Origin of the sequence: [Ruminococcus] torques ATCC 27756 (assembly GCF_000153925.1) — a bacterium.
GTDB lineage: Bacteria > Bacillota > Clostridia > Lachnospirales > Lachnospiraceae > Mediterraneibacter > Mediterraneibacter torques.
On the sequence record NZ_DS264358.1, the window covers coordinates 142,066 to 166,593 of the forward strand.

General features: G+C 41.5%; 18 protein-coding genes and 8 tRNA genes. 9 read left to right on the plus strand and 17 right to left on the minus strand.

Annotated elements, in window-relative coordinates; genetic code table 11:
- Window positions 1-65 precede the first annotated feature (65 nt).
- Together RUMTOR_RS08060 and RUMTOR_RS08065 are read left to right on the plus strand one after the other, a co-directional pair.
- Window positions 66-722, plus strand: a complete 657-nt coding sequence (locus RUMTOR_RS08060) for a YoaK family protein (RefSeq protein ID WP_004846944.1) — start codon at window positions 66-68, stop codon at window positions 720-722.
- 242 nt (window positions 723-964) lie between these two features.
- Window positions 965-6,376, plus strand: coding sequence for a glycosyl hydrolase family 95 catalytic domain-containing protein (locus RUMTOR_RS08065; RefSeq protein WP_238102424.1), 5,412 nt, complete (start codon window positions 965-967; stop codon window positions 6,374-6,376).
- 303 nt (window positions 6,377-6,679) lie between these two features.
- Here RUMTOR_RS08065 and RUMTOR_RS13150 read toward each other — a convergent pair whose 3' ends face one another.
- The 15 genes from RUMTOR_RS13150 to glf form a co-directional block, all read right to left on the minus strand.
- On the minus strand, window positions 6,680-6,853 hold the full coding sequence (locus RUMTOR_RS13150) for a hypothetical protein (protein WP_004846948.1): 174 nt from the start codon (window positions 6,851-6,853) through the stop codon (window positions 6,680-6,682).
- Window positions 6,840-7,067, minus strand: coding sequence for a hypothetical protein (locus tag RUMTOR_RS08070; RefSeq protein WP_044998125.1), 228 nt, complete (start codon window positions 7,065-7,067; stop codon window positions 6,840-6,842). Before RUMTOR_RS08070 ends, RUMTOR_RS13150 begins: the two co-directional genes overlap by 14 nt.
- 227 nt (window positions 7,068-7,294) lie before the next feature.
- A tRNA-Leu gene (locus RUMTOR_RS08075) sits at window positions 7,295-7,374 on the minus strand.
- Window positions 7,375-7,513: 139 nt separating this feature from the next.
- Window positions 7,514-7,586: transfer RNA gene (locus RUMTOR_RS08080), tRNA-Lys, on the minus strand.
- Between the two features lie 30 nt (window positions 7,587-7,616).
- Window positions 7,617-7,688, minus strand: a tRNA-Gln gene (locus RUMTOR_RS08085).
- A gap of 52 nt (window positions 7,689-7,740) precedes the next feature.
- Window positions 7,741-7,814, minus strand: a tRNA-His gene (locus tag RUMTOR_RS08090).
- Between the two features lie 5 nt (window positions 7,815-7,819).
- Window positions 7,820-7,893: transfer RNA gene (locus RUMTOR_RS08095), tRNA-Arg, on the minus strand.
- A gap of 46 nt (window positions 7,894-7,939) precedes the next feature.
- Window positions 7,940-8,010, minus strand: a tRNA-Gly gene (locus tag RUMTOR_RS08100).
- A gap of 8 nt (window positions 8,011-8,018) precedes the next feature.
- A tRNA-Pro gene (locus tag RUMTOR_RS08105) sits at window positions 8,019-8,093 on the minus strand.
- A 164-nt stretch (window positions 8,094-8,257) separates the two neighbouring features.
- Window positions 8,258-8,740, minus strand: a complete 483-nt coding sequence (locus RUMTOR_RS08110) for a metallophosphoesterase family protein (protein WP_004846950.1) — start codon at window positions 8,738-8,740, stop codon at window positions 8,258-8,260.
- Entirely contained in the window at window positions 8,737-9,351 is a 615-nt protein-coding gene (gene rdgB / locus RUMTOR_RS08115; protein WP_004846951.1) for an RdgB/HAM1 family non-canonical purine NTP pyrophosphatase, read from the minus strand. Before rdgB ends, RUMTOR_RS08110 begins: the two co-directional genes overlap by 4 nt.
- Window positions 9,348-10,517 (minus strand): THUMP domain-containing class I SAM-dependent RNA methyltransferase, encoded by a 1,170-nt coding sequence (locus RUMTOR_RS08120; protein WP_004846952.1) that lies wholly within the window; start codon window positions 10,515-10,517, stop codon window positions 9,348-9,350. Before RUMTOR_RS08120 ends, rdgB begins: the two co-directional genes overlap by 4 nt.
- A gap of 162 nt (window positions 10,518-10,679) precedes the next feature.
- Window positions 10,680-10,937 carry a hypothetical protein gene (locus tag RUMTOR_RS08125; protein WP_004846953.1) on the minus strand — a complete coding sequence of 86 codons (258 nt, stop codon included), beginning with the start codon at window positions 10,935-10,937 and terminating at the stop codon, window positions 10,680-10,682.
- 497 nt (window positions 10,938-11,434) lie between these two features.
- Window positions 11,435-12,763 (minus strand): tetratricopeptide repeat protein, encoded by a 1,329-nt coding sequence (locus RUMTOR_RS08130; RefSeq protein WP_022003141.1) that lies wholly within the window; start codon window positions 12,761-12,763, stop codon window positions 11,435-11,437.
- A gap of 247 nt (window positions 12,764-13,010) precedes the next feature.
- On the minus strand, window positions 13,011-14,111 hold the full coding sequence (gene glf, locus RUMTOR_RS08135; protein ID WP_004846956.1) for a UDP-galactopyranose mutase: 1,101 nt from the start codon (window positions 14,109-14,111) through the stop codon (window positions 13,011-13,013).
- A 234-nt stretch (window positions 14,112-14,345) separates the two neighbouring features.
- On the opposite strand from glf, the gene RUMTOR_RS08140 reads away from it, so the two are divergent.
- The 5 genes from RUMTOR_RS08140 to RUMTOR_RS08160 all read left to right on the plus strand — a co-directional run bounded on the left by RUMTOR_RS08140 (window position 14,346) and on the right by RUMTOR_RS08160 (window position 20,489).
- Window positions 14,346-15,578, plus strand: a complete 1,233-nt coding sequence (locus RUMTOR_RS08140; RefSeq protein ID WP_004846958.1) for a 6-phosphofructokinase — start codon at window positions 14,346-14,348, stop codon at window positions 15,576-15,578.
- A 250-nt stretch (window positions 15,579-15,828) separates the two neighbouring features.
- On the plus strand, window positions 15,829-17,094 hold the full coding sequence (locus tag RUMTOR_RS08145) for a dihydroorotase (protein WP_004846959.1): 1,266 nt from the start codon (window positions 15,829-15,831) through the stop codon (window positions 17,092-17,094).
- Window positions 17,095-17,878: 784 nt separating this feature from the next.
- Window positions 17,879-18,430, plus strand: coding sequence for a hypothetical protein (locus tag RUMTOR_RS08150; protein WP_004846960.1), 552 nt, complete (start codon window positions 17,879-17,881; stop codon window positions 18,428-18,430).
- A 61-nt stretch (window positions 18,431-18,491) separates the two neighbouring features.
- Entirely contained in the window at window positions 18,492-19,136 is a 645-nt protein-coding gene (locus RUMTOR_RS08155; RefSeq protein ID WP_009243064.1) for a hypothetical protein, read from the plus strand.
- A gap of 111 nt (window positions 19,137-19,247) precedes the next feature.
- Window positions 19,248-20,489 carry an IS256 family transposase gene (locus tag RUMTOR_RS08160; protein WP_009321026.1) on the plus strand — a complete coding sequence of 414 codons (1,242 nt, stop codon included), beginning with the start codon at window positions 19,248-19,250 and terminating at the stop codon, window positions 20,487-20,489.
- Window positions 20,490-20,697: 208 nt separating this feature from the next.
- On the opposite strand, the gene RUMTOR_RS08165 is transcribed toward RUMTOR_RS08160, so the two are convergent.
- Both RUMTOR_RS08165 and RUMTOR_RS08170 read right to left on the minus strand, forming a co-directional pair.
- On the minus strand, window positions 20,698-22,197 hold the full coding sequence (locus RUMTOR_RS08165; protein ID WP_227182536.1) for a WD40/YVTN/BNR-like repeat-containing protein: 1,500 nt from the start codon (window positions 22,195-22,197) through the stop codon (window positions 20,698-20,700).
- An 87-nt stretch (window positions 22,198-22,284) separates the two neighbouring features.
- Entirely contained in the window at window positions 22,285-23,574 is a 1,290-nt protein-coding gene (locus RUMTOR_RS08170) for a helix-turn-helix domain-containing protein (RefSeq protein WP_004846964.1), read from the minus strand.
- Between the two features lie 268 nt (window positions 23,575-23,842).
- Between RUMTOR_RS08170 and RUMTOR_RS08175 the strand changes: the two genes are divergently transcribed.
- Both RUMTOR_RS08175 and RUMTOR_RS13025 read left to right on the plus strand, forming a co-directional pair.
- Window positions 23,843-23,926 (plus strand) — tRNA-Leu (locus RUMTOR_RS08175).
- Between the two features lie 282 nt (window positions 23,927-24,208).
- Window positions 24,209-24,514: a hypothetical protein gene (locus tag RUMTOR_RS13025; RefSeq protein ID WP_162776431.1), complete on the plus strand. Its 306-nt coding sequence runs from the start codon at window positions 24,209-24,211 to the stop codon at window positions 24,512-24,514.
- Window positions 24,515-24,528 lie beyond the last annotated feature (14 nt).

Consider the following 24,528-nt stretch of genomic DNA (forward strand, 5'->3'; position numbering starts at 1 on the left):
TGCTCCTTCTATATAATACGACATCCTCAGCAAAACCATTTTAATTACCGAAAGGAGATTTCCCTATGAAACACTCTTTGCAAATGTCTGAAACACTCCGCTTAGGAATCATCCTCGCCTTATCCGGCGGATTTATGGACGCCTACTCTTATCTTGAACGGGGAAACGTATTCGCAAACGCCCAAACCGGAAATCTGCTCCTATTCGGTGTAAATCTCGCGGAAGGGAACTATTTTGCCATGCTCAGCTATCTCCTCCCTGTTCTCGCGTTTACTCTCGGCATCTTACTTGCCGATACTGTGCGCTGCCTCAACATACGACTCCACTGGCGTCAGCTTTCCGTTCTGTTGGAAGCTGTTATTTTAATATGTGTAGCCTTTTTCCCTCACTCTTTAAATCCCCTCGCAAACTCACTCACCTCTTTTGCCTGCGGCATTCAGGTCGAAAGCTTTCGCAAGATCCGCAACAGAGGAGCGGCTACAACTATGTGTATCGGAAACTTAAGAAACGGAACCGAGAATCTGCACCGCTTTCTGCGAACCCATGACCGTAAAGCATTCTACAACGCCCTTCTTTTCTACGGCATTATCCTCTGCTTTATAATCGGAGCAGTCCTCGGAAACTTCGTCATCAAACGCTTTCATGAGAAATCGATCCTCGTATGTTCAGCGCTTTTGTTTATTGCATTTTTCATGATGTTTGTCAACAAAGAGCAAAAATAAATTCTGCAGACCGACACCGGTTTCCACAGTTATAACTCGATTTATCAATGCTCAAAAAAACAATGACCACAAACTCAGTTTTTGAATTTTCAGAATTTTTTGTTAATTGTCCATTTCAATCCGGAATGTGTTAAAAAACAGCTTTTAATATCCTGTTTTAAATTGACAATCTCCTCTCCAAACGATATATTCATAATAGAATTTTATACTTATTTATGAATCTACAGAAATTAGAGGAGACAATGATGAAAACAAGAATGAAAAAATTGCTTGCGGGGATGTGTGCGGTTCTCATACTTCCCATCGGTTCCGCGCAAACTGTTCTTGCCGAAGAGCCGGAACAAAACTTCCCGATATCCGTAGAAAAAGCGGTAAATCAGACATTAAAACTATGGTACGGTTCTCCTGCCAAAATTAATACTGCCGAATCCAGCGGCGGCGAATGGATGCAGCAATCTCTGCCTCTCGGAAACGGGAATCTGGGAAATTTGATTTTCGGCGGAATCTCAAAAGAAAGAATCCATTTCAACGAAAAAACACTTTGGACAGGCGGTCCTTCATCGAGCCGTCCCAACTACCAGTTCGGAAATAAAGCAACGGCATATACTGCCACAGAGATTGAAAATTATCGAAAACTGCTTGATGACAAATCTTCTAATGTATTTAACGATGACCAAAGTCTCGGCGGTTACGGTATGGGGGCAAAAATCAGATTTCCGGGCGAAGACAATCTAAACAAAGGCAGTTATCAAGATTTCGGCGATATTTGGCTTGATTTTTCCGCAATGGGAATCACTGACGATAATGTGCAGAATTATCGGAGAGAACTGAATTTACAAACCGGAATTGCATCAACAGAATTTTCTTATAAAAATGTTTCTTACAAAAGAGAGCATTTTGTAAGCAGTCCGGATCAGGTAATGGTAACAAACCTCTCCGCTTCTGAAAAAGGAAAACTTAATTTCAGCGCAAAAATGGAACTAAACAACGATAACTTAGAAGGAAAGCTTACATTCGATGTCCGGAATCAAACTTGCACTATCGAAGGAAAAGTAAAAGATAATGATTTAAAATTCCGTACAACTATGAAACTCCTTCTAACCGGCGGCGAGATAACGGCAGATGAAAAAAATCAGGTTTACCGGATTAAAAATGCAGATCAGGTCACAATCATAATGGCTGCCGAGACAGATTACAAAAACGATTATCCTACTTACCGGGACAAAGAGAAAAATCTGTCGAATGTTATCGACACCCGGATCAATGACAGCTCGAAAAAATCTTACGATGAATTAAAGCAGACGCATATAGAAGACCACCAAAGTCTTTTCGACAGAGTAAGTTTAGACTTAGGAGAGTTTCAGACATCCGTTCCGACAGATCAGTTGATAGACGAATATCGAAACGGCAGCTACTCGCACTACCTGGAAACTCTTGCATTCCAATACGGACGTTATCTGACAATAGCCGGTTCCAGAGGTACGCTCCCAAGCAACCTTGTCGGCTTATGGACAGTAGGTCCTTCCGCGTGGACGGGAGATTATCATTTTAACGTCAATGTACAGATGAACTATTGGCCGGTATATTCAACGAACCTTGCCGAATGCGGAACAACTTTTGTAGATTACATGGATAAATTAAGAGAACCGGGACGCCTGACGGCAGAAAGAGTTCACGGTATTAAAGGGGCTGTCGATAACCACACCGGATTTACCGTACATACGGAAAACAATCCTTTCGGCATGACCGCTCCTACTAACGCGCAGGAATACGGCTGGAATCCGACAGGAGCGGCATGGGCTGTCCAAAACCTTTGGTGGCATTACGAGTTTACGCAGGATGAAGCATATTTAAAAAATACTATTTATCCGATCATGAAAGAGGCGGCACAATTTTGGGACTCTTATCTCTGGACGTCAGAATACCAGAAAATCAACGACGAAACTTCGCCTTATCACGGTGAAAACAGACTTGTAGCAGCGCCTAGTTTTTCAGAGGAACAAGGACCGACCGCAATCGGAACAACTTACGACCAATCTCTTATATGGGAATTATATAACGAATGTATCCAGGCAGGCAAAATCGTCGGAGAAGATGAAGCTGTTCTGCAATCTTGGGAAGAAAAGATGCAAAAACTTGATCCGATTGAAATCAACGCTACAAACGGAATTAAAGAATGGTACGAAGAAACCCGTGTAGGTCAGGAAACCGGACATAACAAATCTTATGCAAAAGCAGGAGATCTGGCAGAGATCGCAGTACCTAACAGCGGATGGAATATCGGACATAACGGAGAGCAAAGACACGCCTCCCATCTGGTCGGACTCTTTCCCGGAACATTGATCAACAAAGAGAATCCGACTTACATGAACGCCGCTATTCAATCATTGACCGAACGAGGAGAATATTCTACAGGCTGGTCGAAAGCAAACAAGATCAATCTCTGGGCGAGAGCCGAAAACGGAGAAAAGGCATATAAGCTTTTGAACAATCTGATCGGAGGAAATTCTTCCGGTCTCCAGCATAATCTCTTCGATTCTCACGGATCCGGCGGAGGAGACACAATGATGAACGGAACTCCGGTATGGCAGATCGACGGCAATTTCGGTCTTACTTCCGGCGTAGCAGAAATGCTTGTTCAATCGCAGTCAGGCTACACACAATTCCTCCCCGCAATTCCAGACGCATGGGAAAAAGGAGAGGTCAGAGGTCTAAAGGCCAGAGGTAACTTCACGATCGGCGAAAAATGGGCGAACGGCATTGCGGAAGCCTTTACCGTACGTTATGACGGCAATAAAGACAGCGCTGTTTTCACAGGATCATATAAAAATATTACTTCTGCAAAGATCTACGAAGACGGCAAAGAAGTTCAGGTGACAAAAGATACCGATAAAGATCGTATTTCCTTTGAGGCAGACGCCGGCAAGACATATACGATCGATATATCCGAAACAAATATAAACGAACTAAAAGAGCAGGCGTCTACATTTTTAAATCAGCTTCACCCTGATCTCATCAATGCCAAAAACGAACTGCAGACAGCAATCGATCTTTCTTCAAAAGAATTAGGTACAGTTCTGACAAAAGTCAAACTAATGGATCAGTTATATCGCTCCTATCTGAATAAGGCAGAAAACATATATTATCTGACCGACAAAGATAACTTAACCTATTCACAGATCGACACGCTTTACAATCAGCTTCGCAAACTGCGCAAGACTCTGTTGGAAAACACCGGAGATTTAGAGGATTATCAAAACGCCGAGAACCAATTTACAGATCTTAGCGCACAATTAGAAAAACCGATGGCAAACCGGATCATTTCATTCAGCAAAGATTCCGGTGTCATCACAGGAAACGACCGGACACTTACTTTGAGTAAGAGTTCAGACGCCAAAGACTTTGAGATCCGTTATACAACAGACGGAAGTATTCCGAGACATACATCTGACCGGTATGAACACCCTCTGCAATTAGACAATAAAGAAAATACCGTTGTCAGAGCGGCGCTGTTTTATAACGAACAGAGAGTCAGCCCTGTATACACAAAGAAATACATAGCAAAAAGCATAAAGATCCAAGACGTAACCGTATCTCATACAGAGGACTGGGGCAATAACTATGTAAAAGCCGGTATGATCGATCAAAACACTTCGACACGGTGGGCATCCAAAAACGTAGACGCTTCTAAACCGTTGGAAATCACATTGAATTTCTCCGAAAAAGAAACGCTCGATCAAATGAATTTCGATCTGTTCGTATCCAAAAATAACGGAATCGGCGCTTTTGAAATTCAGGCGCTTTCTGACGGAACATATCGAACTGTGTATGAAGGAACAAAAATGGGAAATATCGACGACAAAGTCGGCGATATCGACGGCGGAAGCGGCGGATATCACGCTTATTACTTCGCCGAATTTCCCGAAACAACGACAGAATCCGTAAAGGTAATATTAAAACCGGGATTCTTAGGCGAACCGTCTCTATATGAAATAGCGCCTCTTTACACAGGCGTACAGGCAGACGGCGCCGGAGATACGTCAGAATTAGAAAAAATGATACGTTCGGCAGAAGAAGCCGACAGAACTGCCGACCATTATGTAAACGCGCCGCAAACATTAAAAACCGCGTTTGAAGAAAGTATTTCAGACGGGAAAGAACAACTGAAAGCATCGCAGGATATTATTGATTCCCGTACCGAATTTTTATCTGACAGATATCACCGTCTCGGATTCGGAACGACAGATAAGTCAAAATTAAACTCGCTGATCACAAAAGCAGAACAGGAACTAAACGGAAACTATACAAACGATTCTTTATACCAACTGAAAAAAGTTCTCTCAGACGCTAAGAAAACAGCCGATGACGAAAACGTAAAACAACCAGCCGTCGATCAAATGACAGAAAAACTACAGGCAGCATTAAACAGTCTCGAACAAGGCGGTTTTTCCGAAACATCCATCCCGGCAGGAGATCTGCAAGGTTCCGGAAAGTGGATCCAGGCAGGAGATTTCAAAGCAACAGAAGCAGATGATGCGGGGCCTCTGACTTATAAATTCAACGGAAATTCGATACAAGTTTCCACGGTCAAAGGAGATGATCACGGCGTTATCCGGGTGACGATCCTAGATCAAAACGAGAAACAGATCTGCCGAGAAGAAATTGATACATATGCCGAAAAACGCATAGAGGGCGCCGAACTGATACAGAAAGACTTTCCGGAGGGCAGCTACACAATTCAATTTGAACGTGTCGGAAAAAGTCCAAACGGATCACCGGAAAAAAGAGGATGGGTCGAAGTCGGAACACTGAAGATCCGTACAGAAAAGAAAGAAATCGTAGACCGAAGCCAATTGGAAGAAGAACTGACGATCTGCGACGGGCTGAATAAAGACAAATACACAGAAGAAAGCTGGAACAAATTACAAAAGGCAGTCAACAGCGCCAGAGAACTCCTAAACAAAAAGGATGAAGAAACGTGTACTTCCGAAATGAATGATAAGGCAAATGAAGTTCGGAATGCAAGAAATAGTCTTCAGGAGATAAAAGTTGATACGTCCGCATTAAACGACGCGTTAAAAGCCGCAAAATCCATTTCCCGGGAAGGATATACGGAAGAAAGTTTTGAAGCATTAACACAAAGCATTTTAGAGGCAGAAGCTTTATTAAACGGCACATATACCCAAAAAGAAGTCGATGAAAAAACCGCCGTTTTAATACAGCGTATGAAGGATCTACGCGCAGATAAAACTTTGCTTCAGGAAAAATATAACAAAATAAAAGATATGACTCAAGGCAACGCAACAGATGCTTCCTGGAATGATTTCACCAGACTTCGAGAGCTTGCAAATGCGATCTTAACCGATCCAAACGCAACGCCTGCGGAAGTATCCGATATACTGAATCAATTAAATACATTTGAATTCGCATACAAAGATGATCCTGATGAGGGCGGAAATAAAGACCCACAAGAACCACTCGAGCCGCAAAACCCACAAAATCCCAATAGCGGAAATCAGGGAAATACAAACACTTCACATGCGGATACCAGTGTAAAAACAGGAGACAGCACACCTCTTTTGCTTCCTCTTGCCACAATGTGCAGCATCATAGGATTGCTTTATATAATGCACAAAAAACGAAAACTCGGATAAAACATCTTATCCGTCAAGATCTCGGATAAATCCGGATTTTGGCTCATTACCGTAACAAAAAAGCCGTGACCTCTGATTACTCAAAGGTTACGGCTTTTGTAGTGCGGATGATTTTCTTTCAGCCCAATGCTATAAATTGAATCTGTCCGTACAGATCTCCGGCTTCATCGTGTAGGTTTGCGGTTTCTTCCACGATATACTCCTTATAAAGTACTTTTATTTTTTCAGGTATCTTCATACACTTTCCCCTCCTTTCTTAAAAATGGGTATAAAAATACCACAGACCTTTTCGACCTGTGGCTTTTAATCGTCTCTGTGATTCGGACAATTCATACATATTTTCCTAAAATCCGGTGTCTGAACTGCTTTTTTCGGCGCTGTGAATTTAGGTGCACACCCTTCAACAACCATGTGGATATCGAAGCATATTGCATCATCAACACATTCGTCCATCAATGGACAATCAACCTTTTTCATGATTCTTTAACACCTCCCTCATTTTTTTCACATATTCATCAATCTGTTCTTTATGAAATGCCGTTCTAATGTTAGCATTTTCTATATCGACAAACACCGTACCATTCAGTCCGTAATAAGCTTCCTCAAATGCAGTCTTCTGAGCAAGTCCCTCCTTAATCATCGCCATATTTAAAGCCGACTCCAGAGTACACTCAACTCCAAGTGCCTCCAAAACCGCCTTCCTCTATCGTTAACGGTTGATATGATTGCAAGATACACTCTTTAACGGTAATTTATGGCTTGATTGTCTCCATCCTTAATATGAAAAATAAAAAGTAGCCGCCCTGTCTCTGGTAAAGATAACGACTACTCTTTGTAACTAGATTATTTATCTTGCCCGGAGCAGATGGGGTGCAGCCATCTCCTCCAAAAAAGCCCAGTAAAACCAGGCTTTTGCAGTGCGGATGACAGGAATCGAACCTGCACGGTCTCCCACTAGATCCTAAGTCTAGCGCGTCTGCCAGTTCCGCCACATCCGCATGTTATATTTCGATCACCGAAAACGCCAAAAGGCATATCTCGGGACTTTGTAAGCAACCTCCAAATTTCCGGGCATCCCCGGACTTTAGCACGTCGCCTATACAAAAAATAAAACAAGCATATTCGCTTGTTTCACAGTGAGCGTGCGGGGATTCGAACCCCGGACAACTTGATTAAAAGTCAAGTGCTCTACCAACTGAGCTACACGCCCTCACTATTTCTTCTCAGCTTCCCGAGATAACTGGGCTAGCTGGATTCGAACCAGCGAATGCAGGAGTCAAAGTCCTGTGCCTTACCGCTTGGCGATAGCCCATTAAAGACTTTATTTCTGACACTGCATGCCAGTTTGAATTATAAAAGAAAAGGGTGGGTAGTGGGACTCGAACCCACGATATCCAGAACCACAATCTGGCGCGCTAACCAACTGCACCATACCCACCATAACGAGCCTGGGGGGATTCGAACCCTCGACCTACGGCTTAGAAGGCCGTTGCTCTATCCAGCTGAGCTACAGACTCATTTTAATATCCCCTTTTCAAAAGGCTCTCCGTATTTCTACGGAAAAGCGGGTGATGGGAATCGAACCCACGTATCCAGCTTGGAAGGCTGGTGTTCTACCATTGAACTACACCCGCAGAGTTTATCGGGGTGACAGGATTCGAACCTGCGACCTCCTGGTCCCAAACCAGGCGCTCTAGCCAAGCTGAGCCACACCCCGGCATTTCCTACGTTCCTGTCTCTCCCGTAGCGCAATGCCTATTATATTATAAGGTTTTTAGATTGTCAATATTTTTTTTGCATTTTTTTTATTTTTTTAATGACTTTTTATTTCATCCTGTTTTTACACGCAATTTCCCGTCTTTTACTCTGCCGGACATTCCGTCAATCCAAGTATTTCTGATTGAAATGAGCCTTTCCCTCCTGATCAATCTCCATAATCATATAGCTTCCCTTTCTGCCTTCCTGCCTCGGATATGCCAAACTGCCCGGATTCAGCACAGTGATTCCATCCTTCTGTTCAAAATACGGCTTATGTGTATGACCAAACATCACGATATCGACTTTTCGAGCTGCGCCTTCCTCTCTTATATACTCTGAATCCAAAGACACATAATACGGATGTCCGTGAGTAATAAAGGCTTTATACCCACCTATATCGATTTCCTCTTCCCGCGGCAAATCCGAGAAAAAATCATTGTTTCCTCTTACCATATGCTTCTCACATTCCACAACCGAATTAATATAGCTTTCTCCGCCTTCTATATCACCTAAATGAATAAAAAGATCGATCTTTCCTTCTTTTTCAAGAACACGGTCTAATCCTGTATGTCTGCCGTGTGTATCGCTGACTATCAGTACTTTCATAATAAATCATCTCCGATTTTCCCTTTTAATTTGCGTTTTATCGCACAGAGCGCTTTGCCTCGGTGACTTACTTCATTTTTTTGTTCCGGGCTAAGCTGCGCCGTTGTACAGCCATATTCAGGAAGATAAAAGATCGGATCATAACCAAAGCCGTGCGTTCCCGCCGACTCATGCGCAATCCTTCCCTCGATCGTCTCCCTTACTACGTCTACGCTTCCGTCAGGAAATACAGCCGCTACCGCACATACGAATCTCGCAGTACGCTCTTCATCCGGAACCCCTTCCAGACGATCCAGAAAAATACGGTTTTTAATATCATAGGATGTGTCTTCCCCTGCAAATCTTGCAGAATAAATTCCCGGAGCTTTATCGAGATAATCGATTTCCAGCCCGGAGTCATCCGCAAGAACAATATCGTTTGTAAGAATTCTCGCTACCGATCTCGCCTTAATCTCTGCATTTTCTTCAAAAGACATTCCGTCTTCCACAATATCGATATCCACTCCCGCTTCTTTCATCGAAACGATCTCCGTATTCAGATCTGAAAGGATCATTCGTATCTCTTTCATTTTATTTTCATTTCCCGTTGCAAATACAATTCTTCTTTTCATAATGCCATCCCCTGCTCTCTTACCGTTTTCCGCGGCGGTCTTGGACCTTGAAATTGATAGAAATAAGTCCGCAGCATCCCGTTGTAGATTTTCCGGTTTTTATCTGCCTTCCGTCCGAAATACCGTTCCGCTTCCTCATAGCTTGTAATCATATACGCCGACCAACTATCCAGATTTTTAAAGGCGTCTCCGAATTCTTTATATAATTTCGGAAGAGCTTCTTTTTCCTCAAGACGTTCGCCGTACGGCGGATTCGTAATAATAAATCCATACTTTTTCGGATGACTGAGATCCTTTACTTCCCTTTGCTGAAAATGAATCAGATGACCAACCCCTGCTTCCTCTGCATTTCTGCGAGCCGCACGAAGGACAGATGCATCTGCGTCATATCCTTGGATATCAGTCTCTATATCGTCGTCTATCATATCCGTCGCCTCATCGATTGCTTCATACCATGACTTTTTCGCAATGATATTTGTCCATGTCTCAGCCGTAAACGATCGGTTCATTCCCGGAGCAATGTTGGCTGCGATCATCGCCGCCTCGATCGGAAACGTACCGCTTCCGCAAAACGGATCTACGAGAATCCGGTCTTTTTTCCACGGAGTGAGCATAATAAGCGCCGCTGCCAGATTCTCTGCGATCGGCGCTTTTCCCGCCACCGGGCGATATCCTCTCTTATGAAGCGATACTCCGGTCGTATCAAGCCCTACCGTCACCGTGTCTTTCATAAGAAACACGCGCACCGGGTAAGACGCGCCTGTTTCTTCAAACCACTTGATCCCGTATTTGCCCCGCAGTCTTTCCACCATAGCCTTCTTCATGATCGACTGAATATCAGATGGACTAAACAGCTTGCTTTTTACCGATGCCGCTTTTGCCACCCAGAACTTTCCGTCTTTCGGTATGTAATTTTCCCACGGCAGCTCCTTCGTTTTCTCAAACAGCTCGTCAAATGTCTTTGCCTGAAAACTGCCGACTTTCATCAATACACGCTCCGCAGTCCGCAAAAATATGTTTGCCCTGCAAACAGCCTCCGCGCCTCCGCGAAAAGTAACCCTGCCGTCTTCCACCTGTACGATCTCGTATCCGAGTTGTTCAACCTCTCGTTTGAGTACCGATTCCAAACCAAAGTGACAAGGGGCTATCCATTCTATTTTATCCATGAACTTATCCGTCCTTACCTTTTTCTTCCTACAATATTACTATAAAAACAGGGCAGAGTAAAGTTGAAGTTTACTCCGCCCTGCCATTGTTTTACTATTATTTTACCGAATAAAACATTTCACATCGTATTCTGTAAATACGAGATGTTTTTCACCTAATCTTTAGTATTTGTCAGATTCGTCAAACGCGTCTCTGATCTTACCACAGTTTTTATTTCCGCCGTAGCTCATAGCAGACTTTGCGCTGTTTTTATCTGCATTTTTGTTTGCGTTTTTACTTGCATTTCTGCTTGCATTTTTTGTTGTGTTCTTATCGCAATTTTTGCTGCTGTTCTGTGACTCTGAATAAGAAGAGAAAGCTCCGTTTTTTGACTGTGCGTTTTTGTCTGAATTGTTTGCATTACTGTAGTTTTTTGCCATTGTATTTTCCTCCTGTTTTTTTGATTCAAAACTAGTATTTCTCCTTATTATTTTTTATTCCTCTTTTTATTTGTGTTTTTCTTTGTATTTTATTAAATTTTTCAAATATTTTTGTTCAATTTCTTAATTTTTTGCTTGCTTTTTCCATTTTCCTATATTATACTGTTTCTTGTAGAAAGGTTATTTTCTACAACCCCTTATTAATTATTTATACTCCCCTCAAAAGACCGATGGCTCCCCCATCGGTCTTTTACTTTCTTTTCTCTTCTTAAAGCGGGATGTTCATATTTTGTTCATTTATTATTTTAAATTCTTTCATTTTCTCCTCACGTTTTCTTCATTTATATCGCATATACTAAGCTTACCGAATTAAAGGTGATTACAAGTTGTTTTTGCATAAACTTTTTCATAATACATGCTGGGAATCATATTGATTACCCGGCATCCTCCCTTTTCAGAACTATTTTTCTCCATATTTCGTATTTTCACTCTGACGCTTACGATTCTCCTTCTTCGCCTTTATATAACTCATACCCTTTAAGCATCTTTGTGATTTTTTCCGACGCCTCAATCCGTTCCAAAACTTTCTTCCCGGTCTCCGCCGCTTGTTTATAATCGCCCTGCGCTGCTTCCAGCTTCATTTTTCTTACGCCGGCCTCTTCTAATTGTATCGGATCTTGCTCCCATTCGATCAGTTGACCGTATGTTTGAATCTGCTCCGTCTTCATTCCCGACCGCTCATAAGCATCGGCCAGTTTCCACAAAACGGACAATCTCGCTTTTTCCCCTATCTCTATCGCCTTTTGATTTCCACTATCCGTATGTTGATCCAAATACAATTCCATCCATTCCGCAGCGGCATCTGTTTTTCCACTCTCGTCTGTCACATTTTTCTTCACTTCATCCGCATCTGCCGTATCTTTTTTTCTTTCCTCGTTTTCTGTATCTCCGTCTCTATCTGACCGCACCTCCGCTTCTCTGTTTGCTCTTTTATCTTTGCCCATATCTGTTTCTGTCATTTCCACACCTGGTTCTGTCGTTTCTGAGCCTGTTTTTGTCGTTTCTACATCTGTTTCTATTGTTTCTATATCTGTTCCCGTATCTGTTTTTATATCCTCCCCTGTAATCTTTTCTCCGTTCGATACAGCCAGATCTGTGTGAGCGTCTCCCATATAAACCGCCGCCAAAATACATCCCGCCGCACCTGCCGCGATTCCCGACCATACTCCGACACGCTTTTTGTCTGTCTTTTCTGTTTTGTTCCTCACTGTAGGAAGTTCTTTTAAAACTTGCAGAAACGAGCTGTATTTTTTTCTTGTCTCTCCGATGCATTTCCCACATATACGAAAAAGACGGATTTCTTCCCGTTTTGTCAGCGCCGGAACTACTTTCATATATGCCAGCATAAAACGAAGCGTATTCCCGTATCCAAACAGATCAGGCTCTCTGCTGCCGCAAGTATCCATTTCGTATACCGGTCTGATAAAATGACTTCTGACAGCTCTTTTCTGCATCTGCTTCATCACCTCGGCATTTTCTCTCGATTCTGTATCCAGAAACAACACTTCTCCTTCATCAGACAACACAATTCCATACGGATTCAAATACTTATAATTCTGTCCTTCACCGCATCGCTCATACTGCTCTGCACAGACTGCCATTTTTCGGAACCATCCAAATAAAACTGCTTTATCGACGACCGCTTCATTCTTCATACGATCGATAAGCAGCATACCATGTACACAATCCATGCTTCTGCGGCAGTAACCTCCGTATTCGACAAATTTCAATACTTCATACATTTTTTCCAAGTTCACTGCATTCATTTTTTCCATATTCACTTTTTCATCGGGTGCACATAACCGGAAGCGGGGCGTCCCTCCTGCCCCGTTCCCGAATGAGCTTATTATTCTTGGCGAAATCCGGCGAAACAACTGCCGTAAAAGATGTGTCTTGAATCAGACTCATTTAATAAGTATTTGTATCTTACTTGAATTTATACAGAAAAGCAAGTGTCTGCATTATCTTTTTTCTTTTGCTTTTTTGCCTTTTTCTTTTGTCTCTTTCTTACGTCTACACAATCCGGTCAAGCTGTTCAAGAGCCGCTGCGATCACTTTATCCATATCATAGTATTTATAATTCCCGAGTCTTCCGCCGAAAATCACGTTTTCCTCTTCGTCCGCCAGTTTTTTATACTGTTCATATAAAGCGTTGTTTTTTTCGTCGTTGACCGGATAATAAGGCTCCATTCCAACTGCCCACTCCGAGGAGTATTCTCGTGAAATCACAGTTTTCTCCTGCTTTCCGAACTCAAAATGCTTATGTTCGATCACACGTGTATAAGGCACTTCACCATCGGTATAATTGACAACCGCATTCCCCTGATAATTGTCACAGTCAAGTGTCTCCGTCTCAAATCTCACCGAACGATACTCAAGCGCTCCGAGTCTGTAACCAAAATATTCATCGATCATCCCCGTAAATATGATCTTGTCTGCAATATCCGCATTCTGAGCACGAAATTCAAAAAAGTCTGTTCCCGTAAGAACATCCGCTTTTTCAAGCATTTTTTCCACGATCGGAGTATAGCCGCCGATCGGGATTCCCTGATATCTGTCGTTGAAATAATTGTTGTCATACACAAAACGAAACGGAAGCCTCTTAATGATAAATGCCGGAAGTTCCGTACATTTTCTTCCCCACTGCTTCTCTGTATATCCCTTGATCAGTTTTTCGTAAATATCCTTCCCACCGAGGAAAAGCGCCTGCTCCTCAAGGTTTTTCGGTTCTGTTATCCCCGACTCTTTTCGTTGTCTTTCGATGATCTTCTTTGCCTCTTCCGGTGTTTTTATTCCCCACATCCTGCTGAATGTGTTCATATTAAACGGCAGATTATACAACTCGTCTTTATAAACTGCTACCGGAGAATTAATATAGTGATTAAACTCCGCAAATTGATTTATATAATCCCATATTTTTTTATCAGACGTATGGAAAATATGCGCTCCGTACTTATGCACATGAATCCCTTCTACATCTTCACAGTAAATATTTCCGGCAATGTGATCTCGTTTATCGATCACAAGACATGACTTTCCCTTTTTTCCAAGCTCATATGCCATAACTGCGCCGTATAATCCCGCACCGACGATCAGATAATCATATTTTTTCATACCAAGCCTCTCTTTCCGCGCCGCAAAATATCAGCGCTGATTTATCCTGTATTTTAACAGCATAACATCTTTTCCGCAATTTTTCTTATAATGTATCACTTTTCGTCATTTTCGTTATTTTGCCTATGTTTTTGATTTTTTTGTTTACAAATTAGTCATTATGCACTAAAATAATTGTATATCCGTCCGCAGCAACAACCTGCGGGCAAACATACAGAACGGAGGTACTTCATCATGAAAGGAAATGTAATTGTCGGACAATCCGGTGGTCCGACAGCGGCAATCAACTCAAGTCTCGCGGGAGTATACCGCACTGCCAAAGACAGAGGCGCAAACAAAGTATACGGTATGCTTTTCGGCATTCAGGGACTCCTTCAAGAGCGTTACATCGATTTGTCCGAGTACATTACGAACGATCTTGATACAGAACTTTTGAAAAGAACCCCTGCGGCTTTCCTCGGATCATGCCGCTATAAACTGCCTGAGATCCACGAGAATAAAGACGTATACGAAAAAATCTTTTCAATTCTCGAAAAGCTTGACATTGAAGCCTTTATTTACATCGGCGGAAACGACTCAATGGATACGATCAAAAAACTTTCTGATTACGCCATTGTAACAGGTTACCGCACCCGATTTATCGGATGCCCTAAGACGATCGACAACGATCTTGCTCTTACAGACCACACTCCGGGATACGGAAGCGCCGCAAAATATATCGGAACATCTGTAAAAGAAATCATCCGCGACAGCTTCTGCCTTGAATATGGAAAAGGGCTTGTTTCTATCGTTGAGATCATGGGAAGAAACGCCGGATGGCTGACCGGAGCGGCAGCTCTTGCAAAGGGCGAGGACTGTTTGGGCCCAGATCTTATCTATCTGCCTGAACTTCCTTTTGATATCGAAGCTTTCAGCGAAAAAGTAAAAGATCTTCTGGCGAAAAAACCGTCGGTTGTTGTCGCTGTTTCGGAGGGAATCCGTCTCGCCGACGGAAGATATGTATGCGAACTCGGACAAAGCGTTGATTTTGTCGATGCGTTCGGTCACAAACAGCTTTCGGGAACTGCAAACTATCTTGCAAGCTATATCGCCGGCGAATTCGGCTGCAAAACCCGTGCGATCGAATTGAGCACGTTGCAGCGCTCCGCTTCCCACTGCGCTTCCAGAGTCGATATTCTCGAAGCTTATCAGGTAGGCGGCGCGGCAGTAAAAGCTGCGGATGAAGGAGATTCCGGCAAGATGGTCGTTCTCCAGCGTCTTTCCGACGATCCGTATCAATGCGGAACAGAAGTAAAAGATGTGCATAAGATTGCAAACGACGAAAAAGTCGTTCCGCGCGAATGGGTTACAGAAGACGGATCTTATGTAACCGACGATTTTGTTTCATATGTACGCCCGCTCATTCAAGGTGATGTATCTCCGGTAATGGTTGACGGTATCCCGCGTCACCTCTACCGCAAAAATTAATTCACATACTGCCGCTCCTGATATCTATGATATGTTCACGATCAGGATGCGGCAGTTTTTTATATCCGGTTTTATAACACTGCTCCTTTTTATTCTCTTGTCTCTTTCTTATTCTTCCTTTATACTTTACCTATATACAGATGCGTTTTTCACTTATATATGATTACATATGAATCCATTTATTTCCGTTACGCGTCTTTGTTTCGCATAATAATTATTACAGCAATCTTATATTCAAGGAGGTTTTTTCATGCTTATTAAAAACGGTTTTCTTATAGACCCTGCCACTAAAAAATCTGGAAATTACGATATCCGAATCAAAAACGGGATCATTACAGAAATCGGAAACACTCTTTCACCTGCCCCAAACGAGCAGGTAACAGATGCCGCCGGTCTGACTGTCGCGCCGGGACTTATCGATACGCATATCCATTTCCGTGACCCCGGATTTACTTACAAAGAAAATATCCACACAGGTTCACAGGCCGCCGCCGCAGGAGGATTTACTTCTGTCATCTGTATGGCAAATACGTCTCCGGTCGTAGACAATACAGAAACTTTAACAGATATTTTAGAAAGAGCGAAAGACGAAAAAATACACGTCTATCAGGCCGCTTCCGTCTCTCATAAACTGCGCGGCGAAGAAATGACCGACATGGAAGCGTTGAAAACTGCCGGAGCATGCGGATTTACCGACGATGGCATTCCGTTGAAAAACGCCGCGTTTTTATACGAGGCAATGGAAAAATCCAAACAGCTAAACGTACCGATCAGCCTTCATGAAGAAGATCCGTCATTTATTAAAAACAACGGCGTCAACCACGGCGCGGTGTCTGAACAGCTCGGCATTTACGGTTCTCCCTCTATCGCCGAAGAATCCCTCGTCGCAAGAGACTGCATGATCGCGCTGCATTCAGGCGCCGACGTTGTTATGCAGCATATCAGCTCGGGACGTTCCGTAGACATTATCCGCCACTTTAAATCACTCGGCGCAAATATTCACACGGAAGCAACGCCGCACCATTTCACACTGACAGACGAGGCTGTTCTGACATATGGAACACTTGCAAAGATGAACCCGCCGCTTCGCTCCGAAGCTGACCGTCAGGCAATCATCGCCGGACTCGCCGACGGAACGATCGATATTATCGCAACAGACCATGCCCCGCACAGCAAAGAAGAAAAAGAACGCTCCATCACTGCCGCTCCAAGCGGAATCATCGGTTTGGAAACATCACTGGCGCTCGGGATCACTTCTCTTGTACGCAAAGGGCATCTGTCACTTATGCAGCTTCTCGAAAAAATGACGATCAATCCCGCCAGACTGTATCATTTAGACGGCGGAAAAATCGAAAAGGGCGCTCCTGCCGACCTCGTGATCTTCGATCCCGAAGCAAAATGGATTCCTGAATTCTTCGCTTCCATGTCGTCAAATTCACCGTTTATCGGCTGGGAATTGTACGGAAAAGTGAAAATGACTGTATGCGGCGGAGAAATTGTATACACTGCCATTTAATTACTTTTAAAAATCTCCATCCTTCAAGTAAGAATGGAGATTTTTTATATAATACTATAAAGACTCCTTGACCAAAAGAAAAGCGATGACAAACATCTAAAACATGTAAGTTATTACCATAACCTATGCATTTTGTTACATTTCAAAAAAAAGAGTAAAAATAGTGTTATAATTAAGGAGAAAAAATATCATCTATTCAAACTCTCAAATAAATTGACAGCAACACAAAGTCAATCACCCTAACCAAAAATATTTTTAACTAATCGTTATGTTGCCTCAAGAAATATATCATAAGGAGTGATACCATTGGAATTTTTATTTAGTTTGCCATAAAAGGTTATAAGTTTTAAATTCCTCTTAATAAAAGGCGAAAAAATGGAGTCAATTATAAAAAAGTCGGTCGGTTCTTTCAATCACATAAAGTAGAAACTGATTCCCCTATTTTTGCAAAGGAAAAATCAGAAGAATTTATTGCGAAAGATAATATTGAACAAATCACTGATTTTTACACATTAGCGGGTCATACAGAATCTGCAGCCCGTGAAAAAGCAATCACATATATATCGGAACGTGATGATACTTATCAAAAAGCAATCGCAAAAGTTTATGATGTAACTGACGAAAAGTTTTGGGCATATTTAGAGAAATTAAAAAACTATAAACAAAGCAACCTATTAGAATTAAAAAAGAATTCTATAAAGAGTTATGCCAATGAAAACTTTACTTTTAGTTTTCATTAAATTCACTACTTTTAAATATTTGATGTACGAGGAAGGGAACAGATATGAAAAATTTTTTTAAAAAAACTACATTAATTCCAATTTTATTTGCTATGTTAATTTACTCTCCACTCATCACAAGCCATGCAACGCACTTAGAAACTCAAACCAAACGTCAGTCATTGCAAAAAGGAAGCGTAGTTCAAGATCAACATGTTTTTGCAATACCCGATAATGGATGGAATGTAGTGGACATAGAATTAGACTATTACGAATCTTATTATTCTTCCACTAATACACAGAATGCATTTCCATTTCGTCAAAAATTTTATATGATAAAAAGATCTGGCGCTGGAGCTAACAATATTTCTGTAGATGTATCTAACGCATTACATACGGATGGAACTAACAAAGTTATTATATCACCGTTCCAACAAGGCGATTTGTTGGTAGATACTAGCAAGTGGGAATGGGGATGGTACTATTTTAACACTACAGTAAAATATTATCCTAAAAACACTACCTACAAAGGACAAATCACATATTTATTAACCTGTCCAGATGGAATTCCTATGGCCTACTCAAACTCAGCAACCATACCATTAGCAACAAAATAATTTTGTGATCACCCTTAAAAATTTAAAATTGCTATTAAAAAGCAAAGAAATGGAGTCAATTATGAAAAAACGAATACTAATAGCTACATCATTACTTGTTATTTTAATCATAGGATCAATATCTGTATATGCCACATCATTTGAGTCCAATATTGATATCATGGAAAAAGTCGGACAGTTATTTAAATCTCATAAGGAAAAAAGTGATAATTCTATTTTTGCAAAAGGGAAATCAGGTGGAATTATTACAAAAGACGATATTGAACAGGCTACCGAATTTTACATTTTAGCCGGATATACCGAATCTACTGCTCGCGAAAAAGCAATTAAATATATGTTAGAACGTGATGCTACATATCAAAAGGCAATTTCAGAAGGCTATTCTGTAACCGATGAGGAAGTTTGGGCATATTTGGATGAATTAAAAGAGATCATAAACGGAGCAACAAATAAAGACGAAGCACAAGCTTTAATTAATCAGTTCGATTCTGAAGAAGAATATTGGCAACACGAATTTGAAGTTTATAAAATCAATCTACCGATTGAGAAATATTTAAACTCCGTAAAACAAGATTACTTAAATAACGCTGCAACCATCTACTCAGAATCAGAACACGAAACAGAACACTTGAACAGCTGCAATGAGTACCTTCAAAACCTCCAATCTGATTTAGCAGAAAAAGAAGATTATGAAATAATGGAATAAAAATGTTTAATAACAACTTAAAATATCGCGAGAATGTGAAACTTTTTCTGTAAATAATGTTTTAGAAGGTCTTCTATGGTAAAATATTTTATCATAAGGAGGCCTTTTATTATGGCAAGAGAAAAGAAACCTGTACACAAAGTACAAATGACAGAAGGAAAACGTAACATCATTCACCAGCTCTTGAAAGAATACGATATCCAATCAGCAGAAGATATCCAGGATGCGCTGAAAGATCTTCTTGGTGGAACCATCAAAGAGATGATGGAAGCGGAAATGGATGACCACTTGGGATATGAAAAATCACAACGTTCTGATAGCGGTGATTATCGCAATGGTTATAAGCGAAAAAGAGTGAATAGTCGTTATGGTTCTATGGAGATTGAAGTTCCACAAGACAGAAAATCAACTTTTGAACCTCAAGTAGTAAAGAAACGTCAGAAAGACATTTCAGATATCGATCAGAAGATTATTTCTATGTATGCAAAAGGTATGACAACCCGGCAGATTTCAGAAACAATCGAAGATATTTATGGTTTTGAAACATCCGAAGGTTTTATATCAGATGTTACAGACAAGATTCTCCCACAAATTGAAGACTGGCAGAATCGGCCATTAGATGAAGTTTATCCAATCCTGTATATTGATGCGATTCACTATTCCGTCCGTGATAATGGAGTGATCCGGAAGCTTGCTGCGTATGTCATTCTTGGGATTAATGCGGAAGGTAAGAAAGAAGTGCTTACTATCAGTATTGGAGAAAATGAAAGTTCCAAGTATTGGCTCTCCGTCTTAAACGAATTAAAAAATCGTGGTGTAAAAGATATCCTGATCATTTGTGCAGATGGACTCACAGGTATCAAAGAAGCGATTGCGGCAGCATTTCCTAAGACAGAATATCAAAGATGTATCGTTCATCAAGTGCGAAATACCTTGAAATATGTTCCAGATAAAGACAGAAAAGCATTTGCCACAGATTTGAAAACGATATATCAGGCAGCGGATGAAAAGAAAGCTTTGGCAGCTTTGGATCGGGTAATGGAAAAATGGACTGCAAAATATCCGAATTCCATGAAACGCTGGAAGGATAACTGGGATGCTATTTCCCCAATCTTCAAGTTTTCAGCAGCGGTTAGAAAGGTCATTTATACAACAAATGCCATTGAATCTCTGAATTCCACTTATCGGAAGCTGAACCGTCAGAGAAGCGTCTTTCCAAGCGATACAGCCCTTTTAAAAGCCCTTTATCTGGCTACCTTTGAAGCTACAAAAAAATGGACTGCAACAATCCGGAACTGGGCTCAGGTTTATGGAGAGTTAAGTATCATGTATGAAGGTCGCTTGCCAGAGTAATAAAAAAAGCAGAAAAACAGGCGGATTACCCGCCTGCTGTTGACATGCAATTTTGTAACTGTTATATATAAAGCAAGGGCGAAAAGCTGATTTTGTTTAAGCCTATCGCCCATTCTTATCATAGAAGATCATATTTACAGACTTTTCTTCATAGTCTCAATATCGCATCTTAAACCTGTCATTTAAGATGCGATATTTTTATGCCCCCCTATCCATTCAAATGAACTGTTCCTATATAGCTTTTTTCAAATTTCCATCCGCTCTTCAAATCTGTACTTGTAAAATCAGCTTTTTTATTTCCATACTCCCCCTGACCGAGGGTTAAGTAATAAACTCCATTCTCATATTTCAAACTGTCCACTTTATTCAGAAACATCACTTCTTCCGAAACAGTATCCCACGGAAGCTCTATTTCCGCAAATGACGCCCCGCCGTTTTCTGTCACAAGTACATGCGGCCACGAATTTTCTCCAAATTGTTCATCCATCGTAAGCATCCCGGCTGACTGATCGGCAAATGCAAGTCCCGACAAAATCCATCCGTTTTCCACAGCTACAGGTGTTGTCTCCCAAGTTGCGCCGCCGTCATGCGTCCAGCCGATGTAAGTAGCTCCTCCGGTTCCCATTGACCAGTCTGTTCCAAGACCTACATATCCGTTTTCAGGATCAAGAAAACGAACAATTCTCGAAGTGCATAGTCTCGGATACTCCTCCTGAAATACAAAATCAGTCCAAGTCTCACCGTCATCTTTTGAGACATGAAGCGTCGGGGTCTCGCCCCAAAATACTGCAAACATTCCGTTTCCGTCTGCGTAAACACTGTTCTCCGGAATCATATTTCCTTGACCGTATACCGCTTTCGTTTCTTCCAACTGCTTTGTCGTCAAACCGCTTGCAACCCATGTTTCCCCACTGTCATCTGTCAGCATAAGTTCCTCTCCCCTGAAATAATAATCGGTCTGCATCACTGTCTCCGTCTGACCGACAAGCGCATTTTCATCTGCCGGAGCACAGATATATTCGATCCTCTCTCCCATCACTCCTCCACCGTCAGTCAGAGAGATCACAACCTGCGAACTTCCGTCGCTTGCCCCTCCTGCTCCCTGCTGATATTCTTTCTGTGTCAGCACGGAAAATCCGTTTCCGTCTCTTCCGTCTATCACTACATCCGCATCTTGAAGCCGTCTGTCCTGACTGTATTCCACGACATATCTGTCAAAATCCAACTCCTTCATCTGCGCCATTAGCGGGAGCATTTTTATCTGGCTGTCCAAATAATCCACTTCTGCATTCGGGTCATACTCAGTCGGAAACGCCTCGTTTACATTTTCTGTTTTACTAAGCTTTCCTTCTCTGCTGTCATACCTGTAATAAATATCTTTCATGTATTCATCTGATTCGTCAAATTCTTGAATATTAAACGCAAAGTCGTACACTTCTCCGTTTTTCCACAACTCTGCCTCGATATCGGAAACAAGAAATTTTTTCGGAAGTTTCTCTTTTTCTTTCTCAGACATCCATTCGATCATTCCTTTCAGTCCGTCTTTTTCTAAAACCACTTCCGTACTTTGTTTCGACGCATATTCTATGTACTCCCTTAACAAATGATAAGCATACTTTCCTGCAAAAAATGTAACTGCTGCCATTATGATCACTATGACAACAAACACAATAAGAAATTTTGCGCCTCGTCCTGTTTTTCTGTTCATTCCCATATTTTCTCCTCTCTATTCTAAGCGCTCCGAATCTGATTTACTCTTTTTGACATTCCATCCTTTCATTCCAAATGGATTTCTCTAATGCATAATGATCGGAGCTGTTTTTTCCATCGCTACTTTGCACAAAGTAACTGTTCCGCCTTCTTCTATCCGGCTTCCTCCCGCTTCCACTACGCAGTCTTTATTTAACACAAGCGTCCATTTCGGATCATCACTGGGAAATACAACTGCAAGCGTTCCATACTGAAGACATTCTTCCGGTTCATAATGCTCTTTACCTTCCGGTGTTTCAATATCGATTCCGCCGTTTTCTCCTGTTCCTACTTCCAACTTATAATTTTCTCCCCGGTCTTCCGGCATCCATGTACCATAAGCCACATTTGCCACATAATAATAAGATACCGCTTCATTTCTGTCTCCGTAAGTCGCCACAAACTGATGCACCTGATCATCTTCCGGCGACTCATATGTAAGAGCACACACATCGTTTTCAAGCCACTGTACTTTCACATCATCTTTCACAGTAAACGGAAATACATCAGACTGCGCTCCGAACAGCAGCCCCCGCTGCCGATAAAAAACCGCTCTTCCGTTTTCATCAATTTTCAGACACATTGTATTTGAAAAATCAGGTGCAAGATCAACGATTTCCCTCTGCTTTAGAAAACAAAATGGACAAACCTCAATTCCTGCAGCTAATAAAATCGCCGTTACTGCAATAACAGATTTTCTTTTCCATATCGGGCGGAGTTTTTCAATGCACATGCCGCCGGCCCCAAAAAGGAAAACTGCCGCCGCGTTTATCACATATGGAGTTACATTCCTTATATAGATCAATCCAAGTTCTCTTCCCTGAGTCAGAGTCCAAATCTGCACTATGATCAACCCCACCGCAGACAAGATTAGCAGACAGCCAAAAACATCTTTCCATGTGATCCGAATCGTTTCCGCCTTTCTTTCGGCTCGCTCCAACACAATTTCCAAAAGCTTCTTATCCTCATCCGATACGGCAGTTTCCGCTCTTTTCTCTTGTTCAATCTGTTCTCCCATTAAAATTTCATCAACTGTCACTCCAAGCGCCTTTCCAAGTTCAGGAAGGATTCCGATATCCGGCATTCCCTGACTTGTCTCCCATTTTGACACAGCCTTATTCGTAACCCCAAGCAGCTCTGCCATTTCCTTCTGAGTCATTCCGCGTTCCTTTCTCTTTCGCGCAATAAATTCTCCTGTCTTATTTCCTCCTTTATTTTTTACTCTTTTCTCCGGTCTGTTTTCTATTACATTTTCCGATGTATTATCCTGTCCGCTTTTTCTCCCATAGTCAACTTCTTTTTCATTTCCTGCTTCACTGTTTTTTCTTTCTTGCATTTTGTTCCTCCTTCCGCATCGTCTCGCAGAAAGTAAAATATTTTACTGACCTAATCATATCAAACTATGAAAATTTTACAATACACGTTCATTTTCCATCGGTCTACGCTGCGTAGACTCCCTAAATCAAACGTAAATCATTCGGTTTTCATAAAATTTTGAGAATCCCCCGGCTGATCATACAAAAACAGACAAGAAAAAACAGAATACAAATACAAATTTAACACTTTACAAACATCTTTTCTTATGATAAAATATCATTTGTCGAGCGGAAGTGGCGGAATGGCAGACGCGCTAGATTCAGGTTCTAGTGGGAGTTTATCCTGTGAGAGTTCAAGTCTCTTCTTCCGCATTGCTGACGAAAGTCGAGAAACCTTATTAAATCTAAGGTTTCTCGTTTTTTTATGCTTAATTATCCCATCCATTTTTCGCAAAAACTTTATTCATCCGCAGCGCCCCCGATCAACTCTTCCATCCGAAATAAGCCGTCTTCTAATTGTTTCTTAGACTTCATAAGCCATTTATCCAATATTACAAGCGCACCTTTTTCCTTTTTAATATCTCATAAATGATGATATACTTATTTACAACAACCGTTAAAACTTTTTATATCAAACAAGGGGGAAAACAGATCATGAAAGGAAAATACTTAAAAAAATGGATGTCTGTCTTTTTATCAACAGCACTGGCAATCAGCAGCATTTCAGGTTGCGGAAATTCAGACAAAGAACCTACAGACTCCACAGACGAAACAGGAAACCTTGATTTTAAGCCATTTCTTCCAGCAAAATGTAGGAATACTCAAGAAATAAACGACATTTCTACACTTTTTTATACACCGTTTCACCCTGTATTACATTATTCGCTTTATCAAGGATATTCTCCCCCTTTGAATCCTGAAGGGTATCGAGAAACGAATATCTCGAAGGGTAGTCTTTAAATGCGGTCCCTACA